The following is a 13268-nucleotide window of genomic DNA, read 5'->3' as shown; positions in this document are numbered from 1 at the left end:
AGCAGTTGCTACTCAGAAATACACATACGGCTATTTCTGCGGAACAAATTAGATGTGAACTGGATCTTTTCCCATGATTCGGTGATAAGTTATTACGTTTTCTCCGAGAGCTGCATGAAATATAGAATAGATTGTATTTTGAACTCGGAGAGACATCTGCCGTGCGATACGCAAAGTCTGTTTGAACTTCCACTAACACTCTTCTCACTAATTGGGATACGAAGAAATAACATACGAATATCCCCGATCCTTTATATCACATACAGCATCATCCACTACTTGAAGTACTGATGTGCTTAAACTCAGAACATCCTGAGATACCAGATGTTATGCAAATTACTGCCAAATCGTGCCATCTTTGGAGAGAAATTCGTCGATTGCCCCCACGCCAAGTTTTTGAAGTGTGAATCTCGATTGGATGCATCCAAAGAAATGCCATTCAAGTAAAAATAGCAATTGAGTTTGTTAGAAGTGCGTAAATATTTTTTAATTGTTTGGGCTTAGGCGTAGTTATCTGTCGACGGGTGCTTCCATAGTTTCAGCTCTGATAATAAGCTTGTTGTCGGCGTTCACGACCCCGTCAATCGTTCCAGTGATCGCGAGACTCGACTTCGGTGTGGGACCGACCGTAATAGAGTCGTCTTCATGGAAGTCCCGTACTGACCCTTGCATCCGGAGTTCGGCGCGGCACTTCTCGGGATGGTGGACGCTCATCAGGTTGATCTCTTGGATAACTTGTTCGTCGATAGGGTCACCATTGTGGCTCAGTGGAATGGAGGCAGGCTCATCCATCTCTTCGATATCAAGCGCGTTGTACGCGTTCACCATCGGCTTGTAGCCACCCTTCGGCCCCGGAACCCCCTCAACTAGCTGGAGGGCTTTCAGGCTCTGCATCTGATTCCGGATCGTGCCTGCATTCCGGTCGATCTGCTCGGCGATGGCTTCACCTTTAACAGCGTTCTCGCTCTCTCGGTAGAGATCGACCAGTTCTTGCAGAGTCGTCTTCTGACTCTCAGTCAGCTCGATTGGTGACATACACACAACAGTGGGTCACTATCGGTTAAACTCCGTGGGTGAACCAGATGATATCTGAACCCTCAGAATCGCGCGCTTGATTTTTGATATAAGAGAAAGAGAGGTCGGCCTGCCACTCGATAGCCCTCGACTGAGTCTAGGAGCAAAGGCTGTTGGAGTTCTTTCTCAAACGTTTGTGTCCTAACCTCGCGATGTGGCATCTCTGTTAAAGGGCGAAGTTAATGCTATGATCAAATTGTACATGAACAACCTGCCTGCGAATTAGTATAGTTAAGAGTATTAGTACTCCGCGTCGTGTAAGATATTGTCATATGGGAAGGACGTAGAGACCGAGCCCACTCAGGACATCAACGATTTGTTAGTTCAAAGCCCTGAGTGTGGCACACCCTTCATAGAAGAAACTGCGATGAAGAGCCACAAAACAGCGAGTCACTGAGGGTATGACTTTTACTTGCCGCCCAGGTCAACATGCTGGCGTTCCCACTCGCGGCGAGCCTCAAGTTCGCGACGACCGCGCTGGGTGACTGAGTAGGCGTTGGTGCGTTTGTCAATCGCTGAAACTTCGATCAACCCAATGTCGGCGAGCGTGTCGAGATTGGGATAGAGTCGGCCGTGATGGATCTCACCTGAATAATCTTCCTCGAGGAAGTCCTTGATCGCGAGGCCATGCGGTGGCGTTCCGTTCTCAAGACCAGCGATAACGTACAGGAGGTCGCGCTGGAAGGCGATCAGGTCGTCCATCATAGCATCTGATCGATCGAGAAATGGACGGATAAGTATATTGAATAGAAAGCCGGTCTGCACGACTATCAGGCGTCGACTTGAACTGATGGTGTAGCTACAGATCGAAGGCTGAATCGTTTTGCAACCATTGTCCTATGCACGTCGATCGGTGTCGCCAAAGTAGATCGCTGACTGACTCTATGACCTCACTAGCAATAGTCACCAGACGGATTTACGGCGAGTAAGCCCCCTTCCGGGAAGTGCATCTTACTCCCTACTGAGCGAATAAGGGGTCTTATCCTCAAAGAGAGCTCATAATGGGGGATCCCAGCGGCGATCCGCTGTACCCGAACCCATTTGCGTTACCCCACGCTTTCTGATTGTGGCGTTTGTGGGGTAACTATTCACCACGGCGAGAGCGGGACCCCTTTCGTCGTTATCGGCGAGCACGATGTTGTGTCCGACCACAAGTACAAGATCGCTTACAACGCCCTCACGTGCTTCCTGTGCGACGATGACGTTCGATCCCCCAATGGACTCTCTGATCGAGAACTCTTCGCTGTGTGGCAACACGCCAAGCGTGAAGGAATGCTCTCCGATGACGACCGCATCCCATGGCGTGTGCTACGTTACGTTATCATCGACCAGGGCCGCTGCGAGTCGTCGGGTATTGAAAATGGCGAGAAGCTTCCCCGCAAAGCTCACGACAACGCTCTCGTCGGCTTAATCGAGCTCGGTGATGGTTCCCACGTCTTGATTCAGTACGTAGCGCGGGTGGAGCACGAGCACCGCCGCGTATGGTTCGGCCTTCGGTGGCAGTCGCTTGGTCTCGTACCCTCCGGCCGTGTCAGTAATGTGTTGGCGAGTGCTTCAAACTGGCCTCGTTAGAGTTGTGGAGACTGGCCCGTATCGGTGTCCTCAAGGATGATCCACTGCGTTCGGACATCGGTGACCCTGAATCGCACGTTCGAGATTGGTGTAATAAGCGTGGCCTCCTTTGGAATTTCTCCGCACCGCTCAAGAAGCCTTCCCATGTCGCGCCGAATGGGATAGGCATAGCCATCTTTCTTACAAGGGGGTTACAAAACGGTGGCCGTGGACAAAGGTTGCTGTCTAGCGATTACTCGGCTCGGTCGGAGTCGAGATCAGACAGTTCTGTGGGTGGGGCCGATTCCTCGGCCACATCTTCTTCCGGGGGGACCTCGGCCCACGATTCGATGGCGGCCTCGGCTTCTGCCCGTGCGATGAATTCGTCCTCATCCCGGTGAATGCCGATGTCGTCGTACATCCCGTCTATCTTCGTTCTGATTTGTTCACAAGCTTTTGCTACTAAGTCAGCAAGTTCCGTTTTCGATGGACGTCGACCGAGGAGACGGTCAGTGAGCGATGGCGACGGATGGACGGGGGCTGTCACCTTGGTAGAGAACCTTCCGTACCCATCGTTGCCACCGATCCTGGTGGCATGAGCACTCACCTCGTAACAGGGTTTCTTCCTGAATCGTTCGTCGCGACCCTGCCATTCTGCGCTGACAGTTATCTCGTAATCGACATACTGGAACTTGTAACGGCCGATCTTTCTGGAAGGGTACATTTTTGCGCTTTCTTACGGTGTAAGTTCGTTGATCCCTGAAAAGTTGCGCGTACCAATGATAGGGATCACGTCCGTGTTAATGCATTTAGAAGCGTAGCGTCCGTAGTCGTTTCGGTTGCTCACATTGGTCACATCGCCTCTTCGGCGGCAAGAGCTGAACCTCGCCGTCGTTAGCGACATCCAGGAAAGTTTCAATCAACGGTACGGCGATCGTTTGATGAGACTAGAGTCGGGTTAGTGATTCGTTCTTTTCCAGCCTGACGCCTCGCTTGCTCAGTGTCCATCGAAGAGCCATATTCCGCCATCCCATTCCATCGTAATCCCCGTTCCGAGAAACGGTATCGCTTCTTTTGACGGCGTCTAACACAGTATCATATCTGTTCATCCGATCAACGGGGTCGTCTGGGTTCGTTAGTGCCTCTTCGACTATAGAGGGCTCTATATCAAGTGCGTCGGCGGCAATAGTCCGAAGGGTCCCAGACGACTCCTCATCATCACTTTCGTCCCCATCTGGCGTAGGTAATGGCTCTTCTTGCTCTTGAGTCTGCATGTCCCGGATGAATCGCGATATCTCTTCGGTCAACAGATCAATGAAGTCCTGGTTCGTGGGGTCGAAGAAGTTTTCCTCCGTACGGTGGTTTCGGATATAGATTCCGTTCCCAGGTGGTGATCGCTGTCTCAGAACGCCGATCTCTTCCAGGTTGTCTAGGACATCGCGAACCGTGTGATCTAGTTGGTGCCCAATACTATCCTCTACAGCGCTGGTCCTGGCGTACTCCTCGGCGACATCAGTAACACCTTGTTCGAAAAACCAGTACCCTGCGAAGATCTGGTCCTCACAGCTTGGTTGATGCCTATGCTCTCTGTGAATCCACTCTTCAAGAGTGGTTGGAAGCGAACTCATTCTGCGGTTTCCTGTTCCCTGGTTGATTCTATCGGGGAACGTTGATCAAATGGATAGCCACCCCTATAAAACTAAGGGCTGGAGAGCAATGCTAACCTGGGGTTATAGACGATGAAAGCGTGATATAAGCGACGCTGGACAGTTAAGACCGAAAAGAATGTCGTGCACTATTCATGGACGCTACCTCGCTGGCTCTGAGGAACCAACCAGAAGGTGAAGCTTCAAGCACGTTCCCAGACTGTTGCAGATAGCTACGGAGTATCGATATATCTATGCGGAAAATACGCCTCATCGAACAGTCTTCTGGGAACACCACCAGAGCCCAGCACGTCATTGGGGTTGACGAGTCAGGCAATGTTATTGGGGCAGATGGCCCATTTGCACTTGCTGTCGTTCGATGCCCGCGAGAAAATGGAGAAGAACTCGCAGAGAGCTTGATCGAGAACGACCTCTCGCCCTGGAAAGGCAAGTCGAAGACAGTAGCAGCCAACACCTCTCGAGAGGAGCGTAATCGGCGGACTGAAGGTTTGATAGAATCGCTTGCATCGAGAGAAATCCCTTGGCGAGTCGCCGCTGGCTACTCGGGAGAATCGATCCACCATAAGGCCGCTGCCGTTTGCGCACTCGCAAAGAGTACCATCACTGCTGACAATAACTACAGAGGGAGCTCAATTCTCATTGCTGATGGAGCTATCAGCATGTACGGTGACCATCAGGAGCATCTTCGCTCTCAGGCAGCCAAGTATTTCGATGGAAGCTTCCAGTCATCGTTCGGGAGCGTTCATATCACCGGGATGCCGAAAGCCGACCTGACCTACCCCGAGGTTGCTGCTGCTGACTACCTCGCTGGCTACGTTACAGACGCGATGCGCAACGGCCTTTCAGTTGCGGATCTTCCTGACGAAGTAGGCTGGTACGATAGCAACTGGCGAGAGCCGAAAGGATCGCCATTACCCTTCTATCGAATCAGCGGAGTGAACGGGAATTACGGGAGTATTCAGAAGACTCGCGTGGTGGCTTGGATAACGGGACGCCATCCGGATGGCGATACGCACGATATCTCATCTCGATGGGAGAGTTCTGTTAGGATTCTGAATTCGCCACTACTTCAGAAGTATCTCTTAGAAGATGTTCGCTTGTAGAACGGACGTCAACAGGACGTAGGCCACTACCCCACGTCCCTAACCGAACCAGTCCCGAGGGTTTCAGCCAGCGGGCCTGGCCCGCGTCCTCATACTCCCTTTATGGACTCATACAAATAAGCCTTTATTCGAATTTTCGAGGAGTGTAGCCAGATACTCAGCTAAAAGCTACAGGTTGCTCGCATCAAGGTCGCCGCTTAGGTACTCGCTTCCTTCATCAGTAATCTCGTACTTGCCGCGCTCGATTTTCTCAACCAGTCCGTGGTCAGCAAGCGTTTGAAGACGCCGATTCACTGCTTCGCGGCTCAGATCGAGATTGAAGCTGATAATCGATGGGGATAGGACCATACCCGACGACGCCAGCGCCTCCAAGAGCAGGTCATCCATCGGTGTCATCCACTCCCCACGCTTTCGCATACGCCTGACTCGAAGCCGAAATGCCGGATAGTGTTATCGATTATCCGACAATTCATCACTAGATAGTAGCTTATAGCTACTAATTAGCAACTGGTTTTATGTGAGCGGAGTCAAAATCGTTTCATACCAGCTAAAATGACTCACACACTGACTCAACTGCCGGTTATGAGATCCGTATCCCGGACTAGGAGACAAACAGTACTCTCCAAACAGTCGGGAGGTCGTCATGCCCGTGAGCAATCCGTTACCCAAACCATGATCCCCTCTAAGTACCAGCACCTCTCGTCAAACGAGCCGGTCTACTCGGAAGCAGAGTACTCGTTAGTAGCCTGCATCGGAAGGGAGGTCGCATAAATGTCAGATAAGCCCGATGCTGAAGCGCTATTCGAATGGAGCGACGAGATGGCCTCACTCCAACTATACAAGGCGATTCAGAATACGCATCAACAAATCGATGACAAGGAGGTGAGTCACAACCTCTCCTTCCGAGACCTTCACTTGGCCACTCTCATGCATGGATTGGAGGAGGCTGACCAGCTCACTGAGGTCATTTTTGCGGCGAGGACCAAACTCGGCCGCGACACCGATCACATACGACCGAACCGTGCAGAGGCACTCCGCTTGCTCATGAGAATTGGCCTCGAGGAGGTCGCACCTGAGACCGTAGAGGTAGCCGTGGAAGCAAATAAAGAGTATGCCATCGACAAAGTAGAGGAATTCTGACCCTGATGCACACTCAGTTCTGAACGAGCCTCAGAGAGCATTTCGAATGGTTTTGGGCTCAATAGGTAGTGGTAGCGAGATCAAGTAGCGGAAACTGACTATGGCTTGGTGGCCAACGGGATGACGATCGCGCCGCCAGTGTGGACGGCGATGTTCGAAGCGACCCACCAACTAGGCGCGGCCAGCGCGGCTCCGAAAGCGGTTGCCTTGACCGGCAAGTGGGTCCAGCCGTGTGGAACGACACGCCAAATAACCGTGTCTGGTGTCCGCGACATGCCGAGAACGATTGCGGCTCCGGCGATCGCGAATGGGAGGTAGTCGCTTGTGAGCCAGCCCGCGAAGGGGGCGTAGGTAAGCAGCACATCGAGGGCCGCAACAGACGTGAAGTCGTGATGTTCTGGTGTGCTGTTTGCCCGCCGTGAATCATTCCGTTTTACTGGTCGTGCTCATAGTCAGAAAGCCGAGATATCCCTCTCAGGATCTCGTGACCGAGGGACGACGAGTCCTTCCCTCTCGGTGCCACTACTGACTCGTTGTTTCGAACCGGCGTGTCTCGTCTTCCTCTGCCCTCACCCCTCTCGGGGGAACAAACTATTCGAATTCGTATCGTCCATCCAATGTATCGCCTCCTTGAGGTATTGGGAATATATTGGCGAAGTTATGTTTACTTCTCGCGGCACTCGAGGTATGCGCCACACTCACAGAAGCGGTACTCGAACTCCTCATCCCAATCCAGGTATTGCTTCAACTCGGGGTGGTCGCATCGGAGCTGTTCGGAACAACACCACTCGCCGCTTTCGGACTGCTGGTGATCGTGCCGATCGGTACTGAACATCGACTCGACGTGGTTGATGAGTGCAGTGATCATTGGACGAAATCTCCTCACCCCTATCGGGACAAACAAACGGGGCACTCACTCGTCGGGCTGGAGGGGCAAACTCTCGGTACCGAACCCATCTCAGTAACCTCTCACTTTCTGGGTACATCGCTGTCCTGATGGGTGCGCTCTCGTTTCGAACTCACCTTCTTTCCTCACTCGTTGCGGGGTGTGTTGGGGATCAGTTTTCATCCATCCTTTCGGTCCCCAGCTGCTATTCGAATGGCCTGGTTTTCTCTCTTGGTCCGGGGCGGTGCTGTTCTCAATTCACTTTGGATTTTCAACTACTACTTCTCTCGGGGTGGTCCTGAACTTCCTCTCTTTTCAGGTCGGTGCTGTCGCTCTCAGTTGGAGGTCACAGGGTTACTCTGTTCTCTCAGATTAGCATCGATCACACGCTATCCTCGCTCCTCCTCACCTGGTGGGCCCTGAAAGGTAGCTCTCTACCTTTCATCTCCTTGAGAGACTCTCAATGGCCACTCACCCCTCCAACAGGCTGAACGACAGGGACCCCCCATTCTATATTGGTCGTTCGACGACCAAACACCCCCTCCTGAGAGGGTGAAATCGTCCGTAGAGCAACCATACAGATGAATTACAGATGATTAGATTTTGCCAAATGAACGGATCATCCGTAAATCATCTGTAAAAGGGTGTTAGCGGCCAGATTCCTCGCTGAGAGTGCTTTCTTCGGTGAAGCAGAATTCGATCTACAAGGAATCATCTGTAAAGCGGATTTAGAAGCTTTCTACCTCGGTTTTAGCAGGTTCTGAAGAGTGGCTATTCCAGGGAGGTGAGGTTCATCCCCTCATCATCTGTAAAACCATATTTCAAGCACTCTATCCAGCGATAGTGATATTTGCCGATTATGCCCGAAATAGGCCGACTTGACAGCTGTGGATAATAGAAGAACAGTGTGGAAGCGAGATATAATCCGCTATTGAGGAGGCAGGGCGACTCCGATATAGAGGGTGGTGAGAGTACCAGCTACCTCGGCTCGATCGGTGTCGATCTCGTAATCGATTGATTTCTTGAGCGAGCGAGAGAACTGGTTTTTCCTTCGTACCTCGAACCCATTTCTCGTTGCATATTCTTCATATTCTGGATAGAGTTTCGTACTGGGCGTGATGTTGTCTGGGGATTGCACGAGGCGTGCATCAGCAAACGCGGCCACCCCTTCGTCCTTTCCTCCGAGTTCTCCTTCGGGGGGTTGCTCGGGTTCGGATTCGTCGGCAACCGGCTCTGCTGGACCACTATCAGAATCATTAGAGGTTTCGTCATCGAGAGCTGGTTCACCGGGCGGGGCACCGGCCTCGGATGAGGGTTCGTTTAGCTCTTCTTCGGGGTCGAGAGAAAGACTTCCATCTACGTCTAACTCCTGTGAATTTTTGTCGTCGTCTTCGAAGGTTTCGGCCGGTTCTTTCGTGCCAGGACTGAGGGGGAAGCGCTCGCCATCGCGATAGAACTCGGGTGGGTCCTCCCGGTCGGGCGACAGGATGATGATGTGGTAATCGCCCCGATCGTACTCCGGATTGGGGAGCATTTCTTCGGGGATCGCGGGCCGTTTGACCTGCACCCAATCTTCCTTGAGACTGTCAACGTCCTCATATTCTTGGTCAGACTCAATTTGCGGTTGGACGAGATGTTGGTTCTTGTACTCGTCGTACATATCAACGGCGGGGAACGATGAGGTGCCGATGTCGTCCAGGCTATCGAGGCGAGCGTGTTCGAAATGGTTCCCGTCTCGCAACACGAGTTCGCCGCCCTCGTTGATCCAGCGGGTCTTTCGTTTGTCTCCAGTGACTGGTCTGAGAGCTGTTAGTTTCTCGTTGATCCGAACCAGATTGTTGGTGACGTAGTAGTGGATGTGCCCCGTCTCGTCGTCGATTTCATTCACGGGTTCGGAGAGTATGTTTTCCACACGGCGTGCCCAGTAATTATAGTCCTCTCCAGTGTCGTCTGGACCGCCGCCATCCTGCCCAGCCTCCACGACGAACACTGGGGTGCCGTCCAGCCGCTGAGCTTTCTTGAGATTTTCGAGCACCTTCGCTGGCTTCGATGGGGTGGTGGTTTCGGCCTCCAGAATGAGGGTGGTATCGAGGTCGGAATGGACTGCTTTGGCGTCCGGCATATCGCTCCGATCCTGTTTGAGAACGTTTACCGTGAACCCCTCTTTGGTGAGTGCTTCATCGATCGCTTCGAGCGCCGAATCGTGACCTTCGCCACCCGCCGATCGAACCTCGCCAGTGTCGATTGCGATCGCTTTCTCACCTGCCTCAGTGAGAATCATCTGGGGGTCGCGCGCGCTTCGATCGGGTTCGACCTCGACGTACTCGGATCGATTTCGTGCAGTGCGAATGAGGATCTCGAGGGTGGGCGGAAGGTACTCATCGGAGGATTCCTCGGCGGTCGGGATCGAGTCGTCACTTTTAGCTAGCTGACCGGAGTTTTGGTAGTAGTCGTGGATTTTATCGAGGACGTCGCTCGCGTTAACGGGGTCGTTTTCACTGCGTGCGTTGTTGCCCATATCGATCTGAACGGCCCCGATCGCCTTCGCGATCAGCTCATCGATCTGGGCTGAGACACCGACCACGGACTGCACGGATGGGGGCACGGTGAGTTCGGAAACCTCGCGGTTGTCGACGACGCCGTACTCGTTGGAGGCCCGCTCTCGAATCTGGGCGAGGATCTCTTGGAACTCGGCTTCCTCCTCTTCGGTGAGGGGATCGTCGCTTTCGGGATGGCCGGGTGGTATCTCCATTGCTCGAATGGAGAAAGGCTGGGGCTGGTTCTCGGTCCAGCCGGGATTCATGGTCCGTATCATCCACTCACCGTTCGGCATCTGGCGGAGTCGATAGCTGGCCTCAGTGGCGTCCATCTCCTCGTGTGAGAAGGATTCTGCGAGGTCCTCTCCCATGTTGATGTTGCTCGCGAGCGTGGTCCTGACGTTGTTGAGGACGTTCATGTAGACCTCGCGAGTGCCCTTGAACTGCATCTGTTTGGGGAACTGCGTCATGAGCCCGACGCACATTCTGAACTCCCGCCCTTCGCTGAGGAATTTCTGCATGGGTTCGGAAACGACGACCTTCGCAGCCTCGTCTATCTGCAAGTTCACGAGGTAATCGTCTGGTTTGGTCGTCATATCGTGATTCCGCAGGGAGGTGAACAGGGTGATCATCAACACTGCGGTCATGGTCTCGGCTGAACTGTCCCGCATATTCCCGAGGTCGAATAGCACTTGTTTGTCGCTGTCGAGCAGTTCGGGGAACGAGAGCTCGGGACTGGTGTTGTTGAATATCTGGCGAAGGCGGCGGTCTTGGAACACTTCGTCCAAGCGGGATTTCACACCTTCCAGGCTATTGCTGAAGGTGTCCGGATGCTCGAAGACCCGCTCGTGAATCCGCCGTCGGACCTGATCGTTCGAGCACTGGGGGAGTTGGGTGAACTCGTCGTTGTCGCCGAGAACGTGGTCGATCTGCTCGACAAGCCACTCGAGGTCCTTGTAGGCGAATACGTCGGCAGATTCGCGATTGAGGCCGAGTTTGTGGCCGTGCTGTTTGTCGAAGAGGAATTTGACTAGGTAGCGAATGAGGTTCCCGGCGGTTTTGGCCTCCTCGAAGCGCTCGTATCCGAAGACGACTTTGAGGATCTCGACGAACTGGTCAGCGACGTCTTGGACAGCGTCCGGGCGAGAGCGACCGGCTTCGAGGTCGGCTCGGATGTCGAAAAAGGAGATGCCCGGTAGCTCATCCGGGAAGTCGAAGTAGATGATGTTCTCCTCGAGAGCATCTTGGCCGAACTCCGCGCTATACGCCCGCATATAGTTCTTCATGAACCCGCCGCCCTTCGCGTCGATCGAGAACATGGGGCCACAGGTGTTTCGAGTGATGGAGAGACCATCGTTCCCAGCGGCGATACTTTTCCCACCACCTGTCGCCGCAAAGCGTGCGTAATGTTTGTTGAGCGATGACACAGGGATACCTACGGGTTCGTCCTCCGGGTGGCCGTTCTCGTTGAGTGCATAGCCAACTTCGAGTGCGCCGCGTAGATGGTCCATCACACCCGAGTGAGGGCGTGGAAGTGGGCTCTGAGTTTGCTGTTGAGCGCGGGTGCCTCGCTTCGCTTTCACCGAGAGATGATGGGTTGGAGGGACGACGATGAAATTCGCGAGTTCGTCGGGATCGAGTACGAAATCCATCCGGGGTTTCCTTGGGTTCCAGAAGTGGGTGTTGGTCGTGTCGATCGTGTGATTGATGAAGCGCTCGAACTCCCTGTTAAGCTCTCGATCGGCGAGGTAGCCACCCCCAAGACGGTGGCCAACCACCCTGTAGAGAGGGCCATTGAACGCTTGAAACGCCGAGGTGAGTTGGTTGAGCCGGCGATCTAATTCTGCATCCGGGCTCTGTTGATCGGGGCCTAAGACACCAAACGCACACATATTCACGATGAACGATTCCCGCTGTCTCATCTCCTCAAGCATTTCCATGCGATTTGCGTCGTCACTGCCTTGGAGTGGCTCAACAGGTTCCTCGGGTGCAGGTTCACGAGGTTGGTTGTAGTAGTATTCGTCCTCGTTCTGTGGGACTGGTTGGCTGGTTTCGAAGATCCCAGTGAAAAAGCGCGTCCACTCACTCCCCTGTCGTTCGACCTGCTGGATTTCATCCTCGCGGTCCTCCCGCGCATCGGTCCAGTCTTCCATTGGCGAGAAACGAATCTGAACGGCGAGCGGTTGCTTTGCTTTTGTGAGATACTCTATGACGGTAGTGAGTGGTGGTTCGCCTTCGTGGGCTTCAATCTCCTCTGAGCTGGCGCTGGTATAGACCTTCTCGCTGTATCGTTTGAGAGACGTCATCCAATCGTCGGTTTGCTCCACCTTCGCTCGCCAGCGGACACCAACGGGAGTGAGCTGATCGAGCGGCGGGCGTGCGTAGACCGTATCGACGATTTTCGTGCCTGCCTCACCGAGTGATGGGGTGTTCGCTGTCCGGGGTTCTCCAGGGGTTATTTCTCCAGTCCCAACTGGGAGGGGGGCACCTCGTGAACTGTCCGTCGATGCTGTCCCCACCCCGTTATTCGCTACTTCTGAGTCAGAATCAATGGTAGACTTGCGGCCGAAGAGCTCCTCATCCGAGTCGCGGATGTCCGATACTGCATCAGAATCAGGATCAGTGAGAGAAGCGACGGTGGGTCGCCGGAGGGTGTTCAAGAGCCCATCTGTCGGCACCCTATCCATTCGGTTGATCCGCACGGCGGCGCGCTCGCCGTTGAGAAATCGGCTATTCCGCTGAGTCATCTCCGAATCAACGTTCTCAGGCGGAAGGATCTCGTATTCGGTTCCATCCTCCCCGTATCTGGGCTCGCGTTCTTCAGGGAGAATCCGCGTCATATCCATTCGATTGTCGTTATACATATCGTAGTAGAGCTCGTCCCGATCGAGCTTCCGAAGGTAGTCATCGCGGTCGTACTCAATGGGCTCGATGAGTTTCCCGACGATATCCGTATGGACCTTCTCAACGCTGAATGTCGATGGGTAGATGGAGTCGAGTCGTTCTTTGAGGGTGTCGACGTGCTCCTCGTTGTCTACGTGGTAGTACATCTCGACTGCCTCATCCTCGCCCATCGAAACTATGTGAAAGGTGTAGTTGATCGGTTCTTTAATCCCCGATCGAGTGGGGAGCCATTTATCAAGCCTGCTCACGATTTGGTCGTCCCATATCGCATGGAGAGTTCCAATCGTGGATGCTACGTCTCGGCTCGAGATGTCCTCTGACGTGGGAACAACGCGGATGTGATCCCGTTTCATATCCTATGCTTGCTTGTCACCGGCTTAAAATCTCCTGCGAAATAGGAGTATTC

8 protein-coding genes are annotated in these 13268 nt (G+C 53.5%); 2 read left to right on the top strand and 6 right to left on the bottom strand.

Features of this window, described 5'->3' with window-relative positions; all coding sequences use genetic code 11:
* Positions 1-510: 510 nt before the first annotated feature.
* The 4 genes from D3261_RS03950 to D3261_RS03935 form a co-directional block, all read right to left on the bottom strand.
* Complete coding sequence (locus D3261_RS03950) at positions 511-1035, bottom strand: HTH domain-containing protein (RefSeq protein ID WP_120069170.1); 525 nt, start codon at positions 1033-1035, stop codon at positions 511-513.
* Positions 1036-1482: 447 nt separating this feature from the next.
* On the bottom strand, positions 1483-1776 hold the full coding sequence (locus tag D3261_RS03945) for a helix-turn-helix transcriptional regulator (RefSeq protein WP_120069275.1): 294 nt from the start codon (positions 1774-1776) through the stop codon (positions 1483-1485).
* A 1102-nt stretch (positions 1777-2878) separates the two neighbouring features.
* Positions 2879-3046 carry a hypothetical protein gene (locus tag D3261_RS20610; protein WP_233553874.1) on the bottom strand — a complete coding sequence of 56 codons (168 nt, stop codon included), beginning with the start codon at positions 3044-3046 and terminating at the stop codon, positions 2879-2881.
* A 526-nt stretch (positions 3047-3572) separates the two neighbouring features.
* Positions 3573-4253: a hypothetical protein gene (locus tag D3261_RS03935; RefSeq protein ID WP_120069165.1), complete on the bottom strand. Its 681-nt coding sequence runs from the start codon at positions 4251-4253 to the stop codon at positions 3573-3575.
* Between the two features lie 272 nt (positions 4254-4525).
* Between D3261_RS03935 and D3261_RS19660 the strand changes: the two genes are divergently transcribed.
* On the top strand, positions 4526-5395 hold the full coding sequence (locus D3261_RS19660) for a hypothetical protein (RefSeq protein ID WP_147464919.1): 870 nt from the start codon (positions 4526-4528) through the stop codon (positions 5393-5395).
* Between the two features lie 168 nt (positions 5396-5563).
* Here D3261_RS19660 and D3261_RS03930 read toward each other — a convergent pair whose 3' ends face one another.
* On the bottom strand, positions 5564-5782 hold the full coding sequence (locus D3261_RS03930) for a winged helix-turn-helix domain-containing protein (protein ID WP_233553873.1): 219 nt from the start codon (positions 5780-5782) through the stop codon (positions 5564-5566).
* 384 nt (positions 5783-6166) lie between these two features.
* Here D3261_RS03930 and D3261_RS03925 point away from each other — a divergent pair, with 384 nt between their 5' ends.
* Positions 6167-6535, top strand: coding sequence for a hypothetical protein (locus tag D3261_RS03925; RefSeq protein WP_120069159.1), 369 nt, complete (start codon positions 6167-6169; stop codon positions 6533-6535).
* A gap of 1814 nt (positions 6536-8349) precedes the next feature.
* Here the strand turns inward: D3261_RS03925 and D3261_RS03910 are convergent.
* Positions 8350-13215, bottom strand: a complete 4866-nt coding sequence (locus D3261_RS03910) for a hypothetical protein (RefSeq protein WP_120069152.1) — start codon at positions 13213-13215, stop codon at positions 8350-8352.
* Positions 13216-13268 lie beyond the last annotated feature (53 nt).

The sequence above is a fragment of the Halococcus sp. IIIV-5B genome, from assembly GCF_003602035.1.
In the GTDB taxonomy this organism is placed as follows: domain Archaea; phylum Halobacteriota; class Halobacteria; order Halobacteriales; family Halococcaceae; genus Halococcus; species Halococcus salsus.
Note: the sequence above shows the minus strand (reverse complement) of the source record. Positions and strands in the feature narration are given on the sequence as shown.